Origin of the sequence: Euzebya pacifica, from assembly GCF_003344865.1 — a bacterium.
In the GTDB taxonomy this organism is placed as follows: Bacteria; Actinomycetota; Nitriliruptoria; order Euzebyales; family Euzebyaceae; genus Euzebya; species Euzebya pacifica.
The window spans coordinates 1,129,575-1,147,388 of record NZ_CP031165.1 but is presented as its reverse complement, the minus strand read 5'-3'; the positions used below and the strand labels follow the sequence as shown (position 1 = coordinate 1,147,388).

General features: G+C 70.9%; 14 protein-coding genes. 4 read left to right on the top strand and 10 right to left on the bottom strand.

Going from position 1 to position 17,814, the window contains the following annotated elements:
* Nucleotides 1–8: 8 nt before the first annotated feature.
* From DVS28_RS04695 to DVS28_RS04670, 6 genes are all read right to left on the bottom strand, one after another.
* Nucleotides 9–986 (bottom strand): glycosyltransferase, encoded by a 978-nt coding sequence (locus tag DVS28_RS04695; protein ID WP_114590431.1) that lies wholly within the window; start codon nucleotides 984–986, stop codon nucleotides 9–11.
* Nucleotides 983–3,376: a cell wall-binding repeat-containing protein gene (locus tag DVS28_RS04690; protein ID WP_114590430.1), complete on the bottom strand. Its 2,394-nt coding sequence runs from the start codon at nucleotides 3,374–3,376 to the stop codon at nucleotides 983–985. Before DVS28_RS04690 ends, DVS28_RS04695 begins: the two co-directional genes overlap by 4 nt.
* A 151-nt stretch (nucleotides 3,377–3,527) precedes the next feature.
* Nucleotides 3,528–4,409, bottom strand: coding sequence for a glycosyltransferase family 2 protein (locus tag DVS28_RS04685; protein WP_164709926.1), 882 nt, complete (start codon nucleotides 4,407–4,409; stop codon nucleotides 3,528–3,530).
* Nucleotides 4,406–5,242 (bottom strand): dTDP-4-dehydrorhamnose reductase, encoded by an 837-nt coding sequence (gene rfbD, locus DVS28_RS04680; protein ID WP_114590429.1) that lies wholly within the window; start codon nucleotides 5,240–5,242, stop codon nucleotides 4,406–4,408. Before rfbD ends, DVS28_RS04685 begins: the two co-directional genes overlap by 4 nt.
* Nucleotides 5,239–6,246, bottom strand: coding sequence for a dTDP-glucose 4,6-dehydratase (gene rfbB / locus DVS28_RS04675; protein WP_114590428.1), 1,008 nt, complete (start codon nucleotides 6,244–6,246; stop codon nucleotides 5,239–5,241). The genes rfbD and rfbB overlap by 4 nt, the downstream gene beginning before the upstream one ends.
* Before the next feature lie 142 nt (nucleotides 6,247–6,388).
* The gene (locus tag DVS28_RS04670) at nucleotides 6,389–8,476 is read right to left on the bottom strand and encodes an elongation factor G (protein ID WP_114590427.1); all 2,088 of its coding nucleotides are present in this window, start codon (nucleotides 8,474–8,476) and stop codon (nucleotides 6,389–6,391) included.
* 116 nt (nucleotides 8,477–8,592) lie between these two features.
* Between DVS28_RS04670 and rfbA the strand changes: the two genes are divergently transcribed.
* Together rfbA and DVS28_RS04660 are read left to right on the top strand one after the other, a co-directional pair.
* Nucleotides 8,593–9,483, top strand: a complete 891-nt coding sequence (rfbA, locus tag DVS28_RS04665; protein WP_114590426.1) for a glucose-1-phosphate thymidylyltransferase RfbA — start codon at nucleotides 8,593–8,595, stop codon at nucleotides 9,481–9,483.
* 58 nt (nucleotides 9,484–9,541) lie between these two features.
* Complete coding sequence (locus DVS28_RS04660) at nucleotides 9,542–10,462, top strand: cation diffusion facilitator family transporter (protein ID WP_114590425.1); 921 nt, start codon at nucleotides 9,542–9,544, stop codon at nucleotides 10,460–10,462.
* Nucleotides 10,463–10,489: 27 nt separating this feature from the next.
* Here the strand turns inward: DVS28_RS04660 and DVS28_RS04655 are convergent, their stop codons facing one another.
* Entirely contained in the window at nucleotides 10,490–12,040 is a 1,551-nt protein-coding gene (locus DVS28_RS04655; RefSeq protein ID WP_114590424.1) for an LCP family protein, read from the bottom strand.
* 247 nt (nucleotides 12,041–12,287) lie between these two features.
* Here DVS28_RS04655 and DVS28_RS04650 point away from each other — a divergent pair, with 247 nt between their 5' ends.
* Both DVS28_RS04650 and rsgA read left to right on the top strand, forming a co-directional pair.
* Nucleotides 12,288–12,935, top strand: a complete 648-nt coding sequence (locus DVS28_RS04650; protein WP_114590423.1) for a TIGR03089 family protein — start codon at nucleotides 12,288–12,290, stop codon at nucleotides 12,933–12,935.
* 186 nt (nucleotides 12,936–13,121) lie between these two features.
* Nucleotides 13,122–14,255, top strand: a complete 1,134-nt coding sequence (gene rsgA, locus DVS28_RS04645; protein ID WP_164709925.1) for a ribosome small subunit-dependent GTPase A — start codon at nucleotides 13,122–13,124, stop codon at nucleotides 14,253–14,255.
* A 202-nt stretch (nucleotides 14,256–14,457) separates the two neighbouring features.
* Here rsgA and DVS28_RS04640 read toward each other — a convergent pair whose 3' ends face one another.
* The 3 genes from DVS28_RS04640 to DVS28_RS04630 form a co-directional block, all read right to left on the bottom strand.
* Nucleotides 14,458–16,425 (bottom strand): M14 family zinc carboxypeptidase, encoded by a 1,968-nt coding sequence (locus DVS28_RS04640; protein ID WP_114590421.1) that lies wholly within the window; start codon nucleotides 16,423–16,425, stop codon nucleotides 14,458–14,460.
* 88 nt (nucleotides 16,426–16,513) lie between these two features.
* Entirely contained in the window at nucleotides 16,514–17,044 is a 531-nt protein-coding gene (locus DVS28_RS04635) for an acyl-CoA thioesterase (RefSeq protein WP_216826394.1), read from the bottom strand.
* A gap of 88 nt (nucleotides 17,045–17,132) precedes the next feature.
* Entirely contained in the window at nucleotides 17,133–17,732 is a 600-nt protein-coding gene (locus DVS28_RS04630; RefSeq protein ID WP_114590420.1) for a CAP domain-containing protein, read from the bottom strand.
* Nucleotides 17,733–17,814: the final 82 nt, after the last annotated feature.

The following is a 17,814-nucleotide window of genomic DNA, read 5'->3' as shown; positions in this document are numbered from 1 at the left end:
TCCGTGGGTCAACGCCCTCGACCGCGACCCCCACGCCAGAACCCCGTCCCCCACGCGAGGTGCATCACGCCGAGCGCGCCGCCGATCCTGACACGGTCGGCACGCGTCAGCGGCGACGCGTCGACGGCGTCAGCGGTGGCGGCGGCTGTGCCGATCGCGGCCAGCCAGGCCATGGGAACCACTGCCGCCGGGCGCGGCCTGCGGCGGGCCACCAGCACCGAGCCGACCAGCCCGACGACGAGCGCCGGGGCGGCCAGCTGACGTGGCTGGATCGATCCCGGTGCGGTGGCCATGACGTGGCGCTTCCAGCGGCCGAAGTCGTGGTACTGCGCGGCCAGCTCGGTCCACGTGTCCCGCGGCTCGTGGGTTGCGTCCATGTCCGGGCTGAACCACACCAGCCCGCCCGCACGCCGGATCCGGTGGCAGATCTCGTAGTCCTGGTTGCGCGCGAGGGAGGGGTCGTACCCGCCGACGCGGTCCAGCCACTCGCGGCGGAACACCCCGAGGTAGGCCGTTTCGCTGGGCCCCGCAACGGTGCCCGTCCGATGGCTGGCACCCCCCGACCCGAGCCACGTGCCCATGGCCGTCGCGGTGGCCCGGCCCACCGGGGACGTCGCGAGGGAGCGCTGCAGACCGCCGACGACCGCCGCGCCCTGCCCCTCCAACGCGGTCAGCGCAGCCCGCACGTAGCCGGGCCGGAAGGCCGCGTGGGCGTCCAGCCTGGCCACCACCTGATGCGGCAGCGCCGCGATGGCGATGTTGAGGCCGGTGGGGGTGGCCCCACCGGGGTTGTCGACCACGCTGATGCGGGTGTCGCGCTCGGCCACCCTCGCGGCAGCGCTGGCGGTCGGCTGGTCGGTCGGGTCGACGGCGATCACGACGGCGCCGACCCCCTCCGCCAGCGCGGACGACACCGCTCGGGCAAGGGTTCCGGCTGCGTGTCGGGCCGGGACGACCACGCCGACGTCATCGGGCCCGAGGGTCACCGTCGGGCCAGCGCCTGCTCCAGCTGGGTTTCCACCGTCGTCGAGATCGCGCCAGTACCGCCCACCACGACGCCATCGGCAACCCGACCGACGCGCGCCTCGACGAAGCTGGCGATGTCCGGGGCGTCGGCCATCGAGTCCCTGGGCGCCAGGACCAGCACACCCGACCGCCGAGCGGCCAGCGCCCCCGCCGGCAGCGCGTCGGCGAACCCGGACGCCGAGGCGATCACGAGCGTGACGTCACCGGTGCGCTGGGACAGCGCCTCCTCGGCGACGGCGGTCGATGTGCCGAACCGGTTGCTCCCGGCCAGTCGACGAACCTCGTAGCCCAGGCCCTCCAGCTGGCTGACCACCGACGGGGCGATGACGGCCGTGCCGCCGATGATCGTGACGGTGCGGGCGCCGAGGTCCTCCAGCGCCTCGATGGTGGCGTCGTCCAGCTGGTCACGGCCCGCCAGCAGGGTCGGCGGTCCGTTGACCAGCGCGGCCAGGGAGGATGCGCTCACGGCGTCGGGCCAGTCACTGGCGGGCACCAGCGTGACCTCGTCGGCGGTGCCGACCGCAGCGCCGGCGATGGCCGCCGCGGTCTCGGAGCGGTTGTCACCGGCGAGCCGACGGGTGGTCAGGCCCATGTCGGCCAGGTCCCCACGCACGGCGGTCGACAGGGCGCTGGTGCCACCCAGCAGCCACGCGGTCGTCGCACCGAGCCGGCGGATCTCCTCCGCTGTGGCCGGTGACAGCTCGGCGGTGCTGGTCAGCAGCAGCGGTGCTTCGAGGCTGGCGGCCAGCGCGACGCCGGCGAGGGCGTCGGGGAAGCGGTCGGACGCGGCGATGACGACATCGGAGGCGGCGTTCCAGCCGAAGGCCGAGACCTGGACGGCGGTGCCGATGCGGTCGCTGGCGGCCACCCGGGCGATGCTGTCGGGTGCCGCTGCGGGCGGCGGTTCGCTGGTCGGTGTCGGCGCAGGCGTTGCCGTCGGCTGGGGGTCGGGTCCGCCGGGCTGGCTGCGTACGTCGACCAGCGTCGACCGCAGGCCGAGCCGGGACTTCAGCTGGTCGCCGGACAGCACGACCGTTCCACCCGTGCCGGTGACCTCGACGCCACCGTAGCCACGGCTGGGCGAGCCGATACGACCCGCAGCGCCCCGGGGGTCCAGCAGGCGCATCGATGTGGCCGTTCCCACACCGGCTCGGCTGCCGAGCTCTGCGGCGGTGAACGCGGCCGTCCAGCGACGCAGGGGGTTGCTGCTCGCCAGGTCCCAGCGGCTGTCGTCGACCGGCTGCACGTAGGGCAGCTCGCCGCCGAAGACGAAGCGGGATGACTCCGAGTGGCCGCCGTGGCTGGAGGAGTAGAACGTCTCGGCGATGCTGCCGTTGTGGGTCAGGATCTGGCCGGACGTGGCGTTGACGGCGTTGACCCACTTGCCCTGGCTGTCGGCGGACTCCAGGTCCCAGCCCTCGTAGTTCTGGTCACGGGGCGTGGAGTAGAGGTGGCAGCGGCAGTCGGTGCGGATGCCGAGGGCCTGGATGCGAGCGAGGGCGTAGGACCGGCCGCTGATGACCTGGGCCTGCAGGGTCGCGTCCGGCCACGAGATCGGCACCTCCGCCAGCCCGCGCAGGTACAGGTCCATGTCGGTGAACTCGAGCGTCAGGTACGCCTCGGACGCCCCCGTGAGCACCGAGTCCAGCTGGAGGGTGCCCCAGCGGTAGGTGTGGCCGACCTCCGCCACGTGCACGCGACGGTTGACCGACGGGTCGGGGCTGAGGACGGTGCGGAGGTTCCACTCCTTGTCCCCGCCCTCCCAGACGACGGCGCCGCTGCCGGTGTCGGTGATGCGGTAGGTCGCGTCCGGTGTCACGTCGACTCGCCAGGTGCTGCCCTGCGGCTGGCTGGTCGGCAGGTCGGTGCACTCGCCGCTCTGGTAGTGGCACAGCCGGTAGGGGATCGTGCCGACCTCGGCGGTGTAGGTCGCCTTCGGCATCGCGGTGCCCAGGCCGATGACGACGAGGTCGGGTTGCGGCACCGTCGTGATGCTCGTGCCCGGGAAGTAGGTGGTGAGGATCTGTGTGGCCGTGCAGCCGAGCAGGCCGGCCCCCTGCGCGCCGTACTGGCTCATCCCCGCGCCGTGGCCCCAGCCACCACCGACGAGCACGAAGTCGCCGGAGGGAAGGTCGGGGTCGGCGATGGCGCTGCCACCGGCAGGTGTGCAGCCGCCCTGGGCGAACTGCGCCGGTGGCGGGGTGTCGTCGATGTAGCCCGTCAGGTCGGTCGTCGGCGGCGCGCCCTGTCCGGCCATGGCCGTCGGCACGGATGCAAACACGCAGGCAAGCGCCAGCACGACAAGGAGGGTCGCGCGGCGCACACGGGGAAGGGTGGCGGTGATTCGCATGTGACTATTGTTAACGGCAGTTGTGTACTGAGCCTTAGTGTGACTCAACCTGTCAAGCCCGTCGAGGGAGATCCTCGCCGTTCGTCAGCTGTGACGCTGCCGGTCATCCGACCGATACGTCCGGACGGCCATGTACTGGCGACGCCACCGCTCAGGCGGCCTGGCCGTGGGTGCGGCCGCGAACCTGCGACCAGGCGATGACCGAGCCGGCCCAGCCGAGCAGGCCGAGGCGGATCAGTCCGCGGGTCAGCAGGCCGGTGCGGTAGCGGCGGGCGAAGAAGCGGTCCAGCGAGCGGGCGTGCTCGGCGACCATGCGGACGCGCTTTCGGCCCACGGAGCCCCCGACCGCGTGCTGCACCTCCGCGACCGGGGTGAAGACCACGCGCCACCCCGCCGTGCCGAGGCGCCAGCACAGGTCGACGTCCTCCACGAACATGAAGTAGGCGGGGTCGAAGCCGTCGACCTCCTCGAAGGCCGTTCGGCGCAGGGCCACGCAGCAGCCCGACAGCCAGTCGACGTCGCGTTCGCTCTCGTGGTCCCAGTCGGTCAGTCGGTAGCGTCGGGTCCACGGGTTGTCGCGCCACACCAGGCCGAGCAGCGCATGGCCGATGGCCGTGGGGATGTCGGGGAACGCCCGCGCGGACAGCTGCAGCCGACCGTCGGGGAACACCACCTTGGGTCCGGCGGCACCGACGTCGGGGCGGTCGAGCACGTAGTCACCGAGGCGGGCGATCGACCCGGGGGTGAAGACGGTGTCGGCGTTGGTGACCACCACCACGTCGGCCGCGGACTTGCGGACGCCGACGTTGGCGGACCGACCGAAGCCGAGGTTCGGCAGGGCCACCCGCTGCACGTCGGGATGGCGCTGGGACACCGCCGTCAGGGATCCGTCGCTGGAACCGGAGTCGACCACGACGATCTCGTCGGCACCCGCGTCGCCCAGGCTTTCCAGGCAGGTCAGCAGGTCGTCCCGGGTGTTGTGGTTGACCACCACGACGGCCGTCCGCGGGGAGGGCCGGTCGGTGTGGGTCACGCGATCTCCTGCAGCAGCACCTTCAGGGAGTCCTGCCAGTGCGGCATGTCGGGCAGCCCGACCTGGCGGGCCATCAGGTTGTCCAGGACCGAGTAGGCCGGACGGTGGGCAGGGGCGCCGAAGGATGCGGTGTCGGTCGGGGTCAGGTCGACGTCCAGGCCCGCGCCGTCGAAGATCGCCGCGGCGAACTCGAACCAGGTGCAGTGGCCCCGGTTGGTCAGGTGGTAGGTCCCGGGGCGACCGGTGGCCGCCAGGCGACGGATCTGTGGGGCCAGGTCGAAGGTGAACGTGGGCGACCCCGTCTGGTCGTCGACGACGCTGACCGCCCCGCGTTCGCGTCCGAGGCGCAGCATCGTCTTGGCGAAGTTGCCGCCGTCGGCGCCGTGCACCCACGAGGTCCGCACGATGTAGTGGCGGTCGAGGGTGCGGCGGACGAGCTGCTCGCCGGCCTCCTTGGACCGGCCGTACATCGACCGCGGGTTGACGGTGTCGAACTCGGTGTAGGGCCGGCCGAGCGAGCCATCGAAGACGTAGTCCGACGAGATGTAGACCATCGCGGCGTCGACGGTCTCGCAGGCGCGGGCCACCCACCAGCTGGCGGTGGCGTTGACGCGCCAGGCGGTCTCGGACTCCGTCTCGCAGGCATCGACCTTGGTGAACGCCGCGGAGTGCACGACGAGGTCGGGACGGTGGTCGGCGACGGCTGCCTGCACGTCGGCCTCGCGGGTCACGTCCAGCGATGCGCGGTCCAGCGCGACGACGTGGTCGTCGGCGAACGCGCGCTGCAGGTCGTGGCCCAGCTGGCCGCTGGCGCCGGTGATCAGGACCTTCACTTGCGAACCAGGCCCTGGCGGTCGGAGGCGCCTGCCTGCTTCAGGGGACGCCACCAGGCCTCGTTGGCGCGGTACCACTCGATGGTGGCGTCCAGCGCCTCCTCGAAGGTGTGGCCGGGCGTCCAGCCGAGCTCGCGCACCTTGGTGGTGTCCACGCTGTAGCGCAGGTCGTGGCCGGGACGGTCGGCGACGAAGTCGATGCGGGCGTCGGCCGCCTCACCGGTCAGGCCGAAGCGCTCGAGGATGGCGTAGGTGAGCTGCTTGTTGGTGATCTCGTTGCCGGCACCGACGTTGTAGACCTCGCCCGGGGTGCCCTGGGTCAGGACCAGCCACTGCGCGGCGGCGTTGTCGATGACGTAGGTCCAGTCACGGATGTTCTGGCCCTCGCCGTACAACGGCACGTTCTTGCCGTCGATCAGGTTGGACACGAACAGCGGGATGACCTTCTCGGGGAAGTGGTAGGGCCCGAAGTTGTTGGCCGTCCGGGTGACCGTCACCGGGTAGTCGTAGGTGACGTTGTAGGCGCGGGCCAGCAGGTCGGCGGCAGCCTTGGACACCGAGTACGGCGAGTTGGGCTCGAGGCCGTCACCCTCGCGGAAGCTGTCGGGCTCCTCCACCGAGCCGTAGACCTCGTCGGTGGAGATGTGCAGGAAGTTGCCGATCTCGGCCTTGCGGGCGACGTCGAAGATCGTCTGTGCCCCGACGACGTTGGCGACCATGAACTCCGCGCCGCCGGTGATGGAGCGGTCGACGTGGGACTCCGCGGCGAAGTTGACCACGGCGTCGTGGCCGGGCAGCACCTCGCGCAGGTGGTCGCCGTCGCAGATGTCGCCCTTGACGAAGTCGTACCGCGCGTCGTCGGCGAGGTCGGCCAGGTTGGCGGGGTTGCCGGCGTAGGTCAGCTTGTCGAAGTTCGTGATCCGAACATCGCTGTCCTGTGCCATGGCGTAGCGGATGAAGTTCGAGCCGATGAAGCCGGCCCCACCGGTGACGAAGATGCGCACGTCGTCGTGCTCCTTGAGGGTGCTGCTGACCGAGTCTGGGTTCGACCCGGCAATCCAACGCAGGGTATCGGGCCGGCCGATGCGGCGATGCTGTCCGGCCGGGAGGGGGCAGAGCGGGTCCAGGACCCCGTGTACGGCCCGTTCAGACCTCGGCCAGCCGCCCGAGGAGGTGCTGGGGCAACGGCTGGTACCGGTCGTGCCTGGCGACGAACCGGCCGCGCCCGTGGGTGAACGACCGCAGGTCGATGGCGTAGCGGAGGATCTCCGAGGTCGGAACCGACGCCAGCACGATGACCTCGCCGCCGTTGCCGAGCTCCGTGCCCTCCAGCTGGCCGCGGCGCTGCTGCAGGTCGCCCATGACCTCTCCCTGGAGCTCGCCGGGGACGGTCACCTCCAGGTGGCTGATGGGTTCGAGCACGACGGTGCCGGCCTGTGGCAGGGCCTCCCGGAGCGCGATCGCCCCCGCCATCCTGAAGCTCATCTCGTCGGAGTCCACCGAGTGGTACTTGCCGTCGGTCACGGTGGCCTTGAGGTCGACCAGCGGGAACCCGTGGCTGCCGCCCCTGGCCATCGCGTCGGCGATGCCCGCGCCGACCGCGGGGACCAGCGACTTGGGGATCGCCCCACCGACCACCTCGGACTCGAAGGCGTAGCCCTCACCCGGGGGGAGGGGTTCGAACCGCACGTTGGCGACACCGAACTGGCCGCGCCCGCCGGACTGCTTCTTGTGCCGCCCCTCCACCTCGACCGGGCGGGTGATCGTCTCGCGGTAGGCCACCGTGATCGGTTCGGTCTGCAGCGTCACGCCGTACCGACGGGTCATCCGGTCGAGCACGACCTGCAGGTGGGTGTCGCCGGCCCCCCACAGGATCGTCTGGTGGGTCTCGTCGTTGCGCTCCAGGCGGAGGGAGCGGTCCTCGGCGAGCAGCTTGTGCAGGGCCCCGCCCATCTTGTCCTCGTCCTGCGGGCTGGCGGCCACCAGCGCGACACCGTGCACCGCCGGGATGGGGTCGGGCAGCGGGACAACCCAGCCGCGGTTGCCGTCCTCCAGCGTGTCACCCGTGCGGACGTCGCCCAGCTTGGTCACCCCTGCGATGTCGCCGGCGACCACGGTGGACACCGACACGTGTTCGCTGCCGCGGGTCACGAGGAGGCCGTGCATGCGTTCCTTCTCGCCGGTCCGGACGTTGACGACCACGTCGTCGGCGTGAAGCGTGCCGCTGAGCACCTTGAACATGGTGATCTGGCCGACGTAGTCGTCGCTGCGCGTGGCGAAGACCTGCAGCAGGAGCGGACCGTCGGGGTCGAAGGGCATCTCGAAGAGGTCATCGGCGATGACGACCTCGGTGCCGGGCAGGTCGGTCGGGGCCGGGCCGACGTGGCAGACGAACTCCAGCAGCCGGTCCACGCCGATGGGTTCGATGGTCCCGTCGTCGCGGGAGGCGGCTGCCGAGCCGCACATGACCGGGAAGACCGTGCCGGCGTCGACGCCCTCGTGCAGGGCTGCCTCCAGCTCCTCCGGGGTGGGCTCGATGCCCTCCAGATAGCGCTCGAGCAGCGAGTCCTGGGTCTCCACGACGTCCTCGACCAGCGTCTCGTGGGCGTCGTGTTCCCGGTCGGCGATCTCGGGTGGGAGCTCGTCGGTCTCCACGGCCCGGCCGCTGTCGTAGAGGAAGGCGTGTTCGGTGATCAGGTCGGCGACCCCGTGGAAGGCGGCCTCCTCGCCGATGGGGATCTCGACCAGCTCGAAGCCCTCGCCGAAGTGCTCGCGGACGTGGGCGACGGCCCGTTCGTAGGACGCGCGGGTGCGGTCCATCTTGTTGACGAAGACCATGCGCGGACGGTTCATCGCGGCGGCCGCTCGCCACAGGAGGACGTCCCCGGTCTGCACGCCAGCGGTGGCGTCGACGACGAAGACCGCGAGGTCGGCGATGCGCAGGCCGGTCAGCGCCTCCTCCCGGAAGTCGGCGTACCCGGGGGTGTCGATCAGGTTGATCCGGAAGGTCTCCTGCCCGAGCCGGTGGTCGATGGGGACAACGGAAAGCCGCACGGACTGCGTGCGGCTGTGTTCCTCGGGTTCGGCGTCGGTCGTCGCCGTGCCGTCCTCCACCCGGCCGAGCCGAGTGATCACCCCCGCCCGGTACAGCAGGGCTTCGGCCAGCGTCGTCTTGCCGTTCCCGGCGTGCCCCACCAGCGCCACGTTGCGGATGCGATCGGCTCGGTGTCCCATGCAGGTGCCCTCCTGTGGGTGAAGTCGGCTCACGAGCAACGTACCGCCGGTGTCAAGGCGCCCGGGGCGACCGCACAGGGGGCAACACCGCGCTGTTGTTGGTACAACCCGGTGCCATGAAAGGCATCATCCTCGCCGGCGGGCGGGCCACCCGTCTGGGCCCGGCCAGCCGTGGCACGTCCAAGCAGCTCATGCACGTCTACGACAAGCCGCTGGTGTACTACCCCGTCACCACGCTGCTCCACGCGGGCATCAACGAGATCCTGGTGATCTCCACACCCGAGCAGATCGGCGCGTTCGAGGCGCTGCTGGGCGATGGGTCGGCGTGGGGGTGCACCTTCTCCTACGAGGTCCAGACCGAGCCGCGTGGCCTGGCGGATGCCTTCGTGGTCGGCGCCGACTTCATCGGTGACGACGACGTGGCGCTGATCCTCGGCGACAACATCTTCTACGGCTACGGCTTGGGTGAGCAGCTGCAGCGCTACACCTCCCCCGACGGGGCGGTCGTGTTCGGCCTCTGGGTGCCCGACCCCGAGCGTTACGGCGTGCTGGAGTTCGCCGACGACGGCTCGGTCGCCGCCGTGCACGAGAAGCCCGCCGACCCGCCCTCGAGCTACATGGTCCCGGGCCTGTACTTCTACGACTCCTCCGTCGTGGAGATCGCCCGCACCATCGAGCCGAGCGACCGCGGCGAGATCGAGATCACGGCGGTGAACAACCACTACCTCGCGCAGGGGAAGCTGGAGGTCGCCAAGCTGCCGTTCGCCACGGACTGGTTCGACGTCGGCACCTTCGACGCCATGCTGGACGCCCAGAACTGGGTCGCGGGCCAGCAGCGCCGAAAGGGCCTGCTGATCGGTGCACCCGAGGAGGCCGCCTTCCGGGAGGGCTTCATCGACGCCGACCAGCTGCGCCACCTCGCCCAGGCCGAGGCGTTCTCCGGTGACCTCGCCAAGAGCGGGTACGGCGAGCGGCTGCTGCGCTTCCTCGACTTCGAGACCGAGTAGCCGGACCCACGGGGCCGGACCCCAGCACCTGTCGGCACCGAGCCATATCGTGGTGGCGATGGGGACGGGCCACGATCACAGTCACACCTCGGCCGCGCATGCGGGCGGGGCGCATCGCGGTCGGCTGCTGCTGGCGACGGCCCTCATCGGCGGGTTCTTCGTCGTCGAGCTGGTCGGCGGGTTGCTCACCAACTCCCTGGCGCTGCTGTCCGACGCCGCCCACATGTTCACCGACGTGCTCGGCATGGGCATGGCGCTGGCCGCGATCCAGGTCGCCAGCCGGGCCGAGCGCTCACCGCGATGGACCTTCGGTTTCTACCGCCTCGAGATCCTCGCTGCGCTGGCCAACGCCGTGCTGCTGTTCGGTGCGGCCGGGTGGATCCTGTGGGAAGCCGTCGGGCGGCTCACCGAACCGCCCGAGGTGCTGGGGGCTCCACTGCTGATCGTGGCGACCATCGGCCTGGTGATCAACCTGATCGCCTTCGCCATCCTCCGCCGGGGCGCCGAGGAGTCCCTCAACATCGAGGGCGCGTACCTGGAGGTCCTGGCCGACACGCTGGGGTCGGTCGGCGTGATCATCGCCGCCGTCGTCATCAACACGACCGGGTTCACCCTCATCGACCCGATCCTCGCGGTGGGCATCGGCGTGTTCGTCCTGCCCCGTACCTACCGGCTCGGCCGCAAGGCCCTGCGCATCCTGATCCAGGCGGCACCGGAGGGCATGGACGTCGACACGCTGGAGTCCGAGCTCGCCGCGCTCGACGGCGTCGATCGGGTGCACGACCTGCATGTCTGGACCCTCACCTCGGGCATGGACGTCGTGTCGGTGCACCTGGAGATGTCCCCCGGTGCGGACAGCCACGTCGTGCTGCACCTGGCCCGTGACCTGCTGGAACACCAGCACGGCATCACCCACGCCACCATCCAGACCGAACCTGCGGCGCACGCGGCGTGCGAGCCGCAGGAGGTGCACTGGTGACCGCCGTCACCTGACCGGGTCAGGTGGTCAGCACTCGATGTTGGACAGCTCGGCGCCGGCGAAGACCTCTTCGCTGGCGTCCTCCCCCGGCGCCTCGGTGGCCGCTGGTGTCTCCGACACCGACTCGGTCGGGTCGGGTTCGGGGGCGAAGTCGGCCGGGTCGAACCCGGAGCCGAGCAGCAGCTGCAGCTCGTCGACGTCATCCGCGCTCGGGCTGACCATCACCCCACCCAGCTGCTCGGCCAGCAGCTCCGCGTGGTCAAGGCGACCTTCCGGGTAGAGGATCTGGGAGTTCGTGAAGCCGTAGTTGGGGGCGTTGCCGATCTCGGCCACGGTGAAGCCGAGGGTCTCCAGCACGTCGGCGGTCTCCTGCCCGGTGCCCTCGGGGGCCTCGCCGTTGAGCACGCGGACGGGGATGACGTTGGACGGGCCCAGCTCGATGGCGCCGCCGTCGGTACCGACCCCCTCCGGCAGCAGGTCGCCCTCGCGGAAGGCACGGAACAGCGCGTCGGCCTCGTCCTCGAGCAGGCGGACGACATCGGCCTCGCCCCACTTGCTGTTGTAGCCGGGGACGGTGCGTCCGTCGACGGCACCGGAGCTGATGCCGCGGACGGAGTTGAGGAGGTCGATCATCTGGCCGGCCCCGAACCCACGGTCGGTCTCGAGGGAGTCCGACACCGAGCTGACGAGGCTGGTCACGCGTGCGGGGTTCAGGAGCGTCCCTACCGAGGTCGCCTTGTTGACCATCTCGCGGGCGAACCGCTGCTGGCGGGCGATGCGCCCGAAGTCGCTGTCGAGGCGCCGGGCACGGACGAACTGGATGGCGGTGACGCCGTCGAACTCCACACAGCCAGAGGGGATGTCGAGGCCGGAGTACCGGTCCTGCAGCGGCTCCTCGATGTAGAAGGTGACCCCGCCGAGGGCGTCGACGGCCTGCACGAACCCGGCGAAGTTCACACGGGCGTAGTGGTCGATGTGGATGCGGGTCAGCGCGGTGATCGTGTCGATCAGGCACTGCGCCCCTCGTCCCTCGCCCTGCTGCTCGCCGATGTAGAAGGCCTGGTTGATCCGGCCCGTCGAGCCGTCGCAGCGCTCGACCAGGAGGTCGCGGGGGAACGACAGCATGGCGGCGGCGTCGGTGTTGGGGTCGATCTGCAGCAGGATGATCGTGTCGGTCAGGTCGGTCCCGGTGTTGTCGGTGCCGATGGCCTGCAGCTGCTCCTGCGACAACCCCTCCCGGCTGTCGGAGCCGACGAGGAGGATCGTGGTGCGGTCCTCGAGGTCCTCGATGGAGGGGAGCTCGAGCGGCGCGTCGGCGTCGTCGCCAGCGGAGAAGCCGCTGGTGCCACCCTCGGTGTTGATGACCAGGTCGAGGTCACCGATGTTCTGCTGGGCGCGCCACAGGATGAAGGCGTAGTAGCCGCCCGTGAAGACCGCGAACGCCGTGACCACCGACACCACGAGCATGCCGAAGCGCAGCCAGTCGACGCCGCCGTTTCGCGGCTTGCCGCCGGCAACGGTCGGCCCGAAGACGCCGGATGCGAGATCGCCCGCACGCTCGGGGGTGGTTGCGGCCACGGCTTGCTTGGCCCTCCAGGGTCATCGGGACGGGGTCGCAGGGATCCGTCGTTCGGGAAGCAGGAACTGTCGGTCGCGGCACGATGCGGGGAGGCGCATGGCCAGCGGACACCGTGCGATCGTATCGTCGTCGCCCTCCCGACACGCGGAACACCCGGCCGATGGGGAACTCCCCGACTGACACCTGGGCGACGGACTCGTGTCATCCGGACACAGCCGTTCGGCGCCGCCACTACCCTCGGCGGCCATGACGATCCACGACGCGTTGACCGCCCGTGCCCGCGAGCTGGGCCACTCCCCTGCCGTGGTGTTCCGCGACGCCGACACCGGCGAGCGAACCGAGCTCAGCTGGGCGACGTTGCACAACTGGGCGTCCAAGGGCGCCAACCTGTTGCTGGACCACTTCGACGCCGGGCTCGGCGCGCAGGTGCGGCTGGACATGCCGGCCCACTGGATGGCCCCGGTGCTGAGCCTGGCCGCGTGGGCCACCGGCGCGGCCGTTGCGGTGGAGGGCGAGTGCGACGTGCACGTGGTCCACGAGGCCGACGAACCCGAGGGCGGGGACCTGCTGGTCGGCATCGGGATGGGGGGACGGCCCATGGGTCCGGTGCCGGGCGACGCGTTGACGGTGGTGGACGTGCTGGCCCAGCCCGACGACTTCGTCGACGACCCGGGCGACGAGGGAGCCTGGGCGGTCGGCGGGCGCACCCAGGCCACGTTGCTCAGCGAGGCGATCGGGGGAGGAGGACGCGTCCTGCACGCCGCGGACCGGGTCGACGAGGCGTTGCTGTTCCTCGTCGCGCGGACGCTGCCGGCCGGGACGGGCCTGGTCATCGCCCGTGGCTACGACGATGTGGGGCTGAAGAAGGTGGCCACGGAGGAGAAGGTGGCGTAGCGTTGGTCACCACGGACGCCGTTCGGGCGCCGTTGTCGTCGAGCAGCCAGGAGGTGAGGCCCCATGGAAGCCATCTGCTTCGCCATGCCGTTCCGTCCCTCCTCCTCGACCACGGCCGCCTGACCAGCCGACGCATTCGGCTCCGCTCGGGCGATCGACCAGCCCGAACTCCACAGGAGCACTGCGTTGTCCGAACCTGTCATTCCCGAACGTGCCATTCCCCGGCCTGCCATCCCGCCAGCCGAACATCCCAGCAGCACCCCTGACCTGTCCACCGTCGGGTACGGCGGCCCCTGGCCTGCCCTGCTCGACTCCATCGACGCCGACGGCGACGGCGTCCACGGTCGGGTGGTCCGCGCCGATCGTGGCGCCGCGACCGTCCTCACCGCGGCCGGCCATGTCCGCGTGACCTGGACGCCGGCGACCGCCCCACCGGTCACCGGCGACTGGGTCGTCGTCCACCCCGACCCCCACGCGGGTCCCGACCACGGGCTGCTGGGCGGCGTCGCGACGCGCACGACGTCGATGACGCGCCCCAACACCCACGGCCAGCGCTCGTCCAACGAAGCCGACCAGGTCCTCGCGGCCAACGTCGACATCGTCGGGGTCGTCGTGGTCGCCAGCGAGGAACCCAACGTCCGCCGGCTGGAACGCGGGGTCGTGATGGCCTACGAGTCCGGGGCCCAACCGCTGGTCCTCCTGACCAAGGTCGACCTCGTCGAACGCCGCGACATCGCCATCGCCAAGGCCGAACAGGCCGCCATCGGCGTCGAGGTGACGCCGATCTCCCCCGTCACCGGCGAGGGGGTGGAGGAGCTGCGCGCCCGCCTCGCGCCGGACCGGACCATCGTCCTGCTCGGCGCGTCGGGAGTCGGCAAGTCCACGCTCACCAACGCGCTGGTCGGCGAGGAGGTCCTGGTCACCCAGGACGTCCGGGCCGTCGACGGCAAGGGGCGTCACACCACTACCCACCGCGAGCTCGTGGCCCTGCCGGGCGGCGGGGCGGTCCTGGACACCCCGGGCCTGCGGACGCTCGGCCTCGGCGTGGTCGAGGACGGCATGGCCGCGGCGTTCCCGGAGATCGAGGAGCTGGCAGGCAGCTGCCGCTTCGGGGACTGTCGCCACGACGGCGAACCCGGCTGCGCGGTCCTCGCCGCCCTCGACGACGGGACGCTGGACCCCGACCGGCTGGAGGGTTGGCGGCGCATCCGTGCCGCCTCGGAGAACGCCGCCCTCCGCGCCGACACCGCCGCCTACCGCCAGACCGCCCGCTCGTGGGGCCGCATCTACCGGGACGCCCAGTCGCTGAAACGCCGCTGACCTGCGTCCCGGGCCGGTCGACCGCGGCTGCCCGGGCGACCCGCCCCGGGATGGATTCGACTCCGAATCCGTCCGGCGCGGCAAGCGCTGGAGTCGATTCCGACCGCCCGGCCCGGGATTCGAGCGGTTTCGCCGTCACCGGCCAGCAGATCCCTCCACCGGTGGAGTCGATTCCATCCGGTGGAGGGGGGTCCGGCCCCGGCTACCGCTGGTGGTCCAGCATGTTCTCCAGCAGGGTGTAGCCGGTGTAGGTGACGGCGTAGTTCTGCAGGCCGTATGGGTGGAAGTAGTCCTCCGTCGGCTCGGGCAGGAGGGCGCCGAGGAACGTCACGGTGCCCTCGCCCAGGTCGGCCTGGCCGTAGATGGTCCGGCCCGACCCGTTGGTGCCAGCGGTGACGGCGCCGGGGAGGGCGTCCCAGGCGTCCTGGGAGACCGTCCAGTTCGGGGCCGCGCCGGCGTTGTCGGGGAAGCCGACCGGGATGACATCCCACGTCTGCGACGCCACACCGCGCAGCCCCTCGTTGAGGTGGTCCTCGGAGGTGTCGAGGAAGTCGACGTAGCCGACGTTGCGGTTGGTCGCGGTCACGTCGCCGGCGTCGATGCCAGGGAACAGGTCGGCCAGGAGCGGTGCCGCGCCGTCGGTGACGACCAGGTTGCCGCCGCCCTCGACGAAGCCGGTCAGGGCCGTGACCCAGCCGGCCAGGTCATTGCCCTCGGGCATGACCTCGTCGGCGAGCACCAGCGAGTCGTAGCTCGACAGGTCAACGTCACCCGACAGCACGTCGGGGATCCGGACGGCGTCCAGGGGGTTGTCGGCGAAGCGGTTGAGGTCGGTGAAGAACTTCATCCGCGAGACCGTGTAGTGGGTGAAGGAGAAGTCCGGGTCGACCTCGGGGTCGTCACCGGTGAAGTTGGCGGGGATGTCGTCGTTGCCGTCGCCGAACCCGTTGCTGTCGATGGAGGAGGTCGGGGTCGGGTCCTCGACGTAGGCCGTCCGGCCGCCGACCGGGAAGGTGTGGGTGAGGGGATCAACAGCCGTCTTGAACATGGCGTAGTTGATGGCTCGCACGGTGTCGACCCACATCTGGTTGACCTCACCGGGGTGGGTCAGGATGTTGGAGAACGGCAGGTTCGACGCGGTCATCTCCGTCGCGAAGCCGGTGCCCTCGACACCGAGGCCGTCCTGGGTTGCCGGCGAGTTGTAGTAGTCGATGCCCGACCCGGCGGCGGAGTAGCCCAAGATGTCGTACAGGGTGCCCCACTCGTAGGGCTGCACGGCGCCGCCGGTGGCCTGGTTGAGGACCTCGATGGACTCCAGGGCGATGCCCTCGATGTTGTCGGAGATCGAGTCGGCGAAGCGGGCCAGCCGCTCGGACTTCCGGTAGTCGAACTGGCCGACGATCTGCAGGCCCGACGCGGCGACCGGCTTGACGCCCTGGCCGTGGTTGTCGGTGCCCAGGTACCAGCCGCGGTAGTCGGGGTCGTCGCTGTCGTGCTCGAGGTCGGCGAACTCTGCCAGCAGCGCGTCCAGGCCACGCCCCTCGGGCTGGTCGAGCGTGCCGTTGGAGGCCCGCAGGTAGCCCTGGACGGGGAAGTTGCGGTTCAGGTCACGGCTGCCGTCGTTGGCGCGCGTGAAGTTGACGCCACCGTCGGCGTGGGTCATGTCGCCGTTGATCCACCCGTCGGGGTTGGGGAAGACGAAGTGGACGACGAACTGCGCCAACGTCTCCTGGATGAACTCCTGGTCGTTGCGCTGGTCGACCATGTCCTCGATCACGCGGGCCGCCCCCTCGCGGCCCGCGTGCTCGTTGCCGTGGATCGAGGACAGGATGAGCAGGTGACGCTTCTCGCTCACCGGGACCGACTCGTCGGTGACGCGGATGTCGTAGACCGGCGCACCGCCACGGCTGGGCTCGTCCAGCTCGGTGATGTCGACCAGCCCGGGGTGGACCTCGTCCAGCACCCCGATGCCGCACTCGAAGTCGGCGAACGTCAGGAACGTGGCCGACAGGCGCGGCTCGGGGAAGACCCTGCCGTCGACGGTGATGTCCTCGGGCGTGCACTTCACGGGTGCCAGGCCGGCAACGGAGCCGAGGCCGGGCAACGCCGAGGCGCTGACGGTGGTGAGGAGGGTGAGGACGGCCACGAGGGCCAGCAGTCGGGATCGCATCGGTACTCCGGGTCGGCGTGCCCGCCGGCGCGGGCTCTGCCCGGAAGGTTCGACACGCCCACCCCGGGTTCCTGCCCGATGTGTGCGGTCAGGCGTCGCGAACCGCGGCGATGCGTTCCTTGCGCAGCCGGCGTCGCACCCGCGCCTGGGCCTGGCGACGCAGCGCCTCCTCTCCCTCCACGACCAGCGGGGGCACCTCGACCGGCTTCCCGTCCTCGTCGAGGGCCACGAAGACCAGGTAGGCGCTGGTCGTGTGTCGTCGTTCGCCGCCCTCCCAGGGTTCGGCGTCCACCCGCACCCCGACCTCGAGGGAGGTGCGCCCGACGTCGTTGACACGCGCCCGCACGATGAGGAGGTCGCCCACGCCGACGGGTGAGTAGAACGACAGCTCGTCGATCGCAGCGGTGACCGCAAGTCGTCCGCAGTGGCGGGCGGCCGTCGTGCCGGCGGCCTCGTCGACCTCACGCATGATCACCCCGCCGTGCACGTTGCCGGCCCGGTTGGCGTCGAGCTGGTTCATCGTCCGCACGAACGTGACCTCGCTGTCGCTGACCCGCCGTGGGGGCAGGGCGGAGGCAGGGTCGCTCTGGGCCGGGTCGCTCGTGGCCGGGTCGGTCATGGTCGGGACGATACCGCCGGGACCAGCCTCGGACGTGCGACGGCCGCCTCCGATGGAGGCGGCCGTCCAGCAAGGTCTGGGGAGCCGATCAGCGGCGGCTGTAGTACGGCTTGTCGGCGTTGGGGCGCTCCTCGGGCTGCTCGGCCGGAGCCTCGTCGCCGGACGGCGCGGACTCGAAACGCTCGACCTCGGGCTCGGCCTGGCCGCCGTCCTGCGCCGGCACCTCGCCACGAAGGAAGTTGACGGTCACCCACATGTCGTCGCCGTGGCGGACCACGCCGATCCCGGCTTGGTTGTAGTCGCCCATGATGTTGCGACGGTGGCCTGCGGAGTTCATGAAGGCGTCGTGCAGGCCCTCGACCATCTGCTGGGTCTGCCCGCCGGGCCAGTACATCGTGCCGACGTTCTCGCCCATGGCCTCCCACTGGCCGGTGTACTGCTGGCTGTAGCTGGGGTTGTGGTACATCCGGTCCTCGGCCTGCATGACGTGGGACCAGTCACGGGCGATGCCCGACAGCTCGGTGTTCATCGTCATGGGGCCGTGGCCCTCCTCGGCGCGCGAGGCGTTGAGGAGGTCGAGGAACATCGTTTCGGCTTCGGGGACGACCTCGGCAGCGGAGGCAGCACCTGCGCTCAGGACGAGCAGGGCGGAGACCAGGAGGGCGACAGTGCGGAGCTGACGGAACATGCGGCGGAAACCTTCACGAGTGGGGCGGCGTCACCGGACGCCATCTGCATCACTCTGGGTATCGGTCCGCTACGAAGGGTCA

What these genes read in the sequence shown, in the direction of transcription:
- DVS28_RS04650 (WP_114590423.1), top strand. Translation starts at nt 12,288, where the DNA reads ATGACGATCCACGACGCGTTGACCGCCCGTGCCCGCGAGCTGGGCCAC.
- DVS28_RS04670 (WP_114590427.1), bottom strand. Translation starts at nt 8,476, where the DNA reads ATGGGACACCGAGCCGATCGCATCCGCAACGTGGCGCTGGTGGGGCAC.
- DVS28_RS04690 (WP_114590430.1), bottom strand. Translation starts at nt 3,376, where the DNA reads ATGCGAATCACCGCCACCCTTCCCCGTGTGCGCCGCGCGACCCTCCTT.
- DVS28_RS04635 (WP_216826394.1), bottom strand. Translation starts at nt 17,044, where the DNA reads ATGACCGACCCGGCCACGAGCGACCCGGCCCAGAGCGACCCTGCCTCC.
- rfbA (WP_114590426.1), top strand. Translation starts at nt 8,593, where the DNA reads ATGAAAGGCATCATCCTCGCCGGCGGGCGGGCCACCCGTCTGGGCCCG.
- DVS28_RS04660 (WP_114590425.1), top strand. Translation starts at nt 9,542, where the DNA reads ATGGGGACGGGCCACGATCACAGTCACACCTCGGCCGCGCATGCGGGC.
- DVS28_RS04640 (WP_114590421.1), bottom strand. Translation starts at nt 16,425, where the DNA reads ATGCGATCCCGACTGCTGGCCCTCGTGGCCGTCCTCACCCTCCTCACC.
- DVS28_RS04630 (WP_114590420.1), bottom strand. Translation starts at nt 17,732, where the DNA reads ATGTTCCGTCAGCTCCGCACTGTCGCCCTCCTGGTCTCCGCCCTGCTC.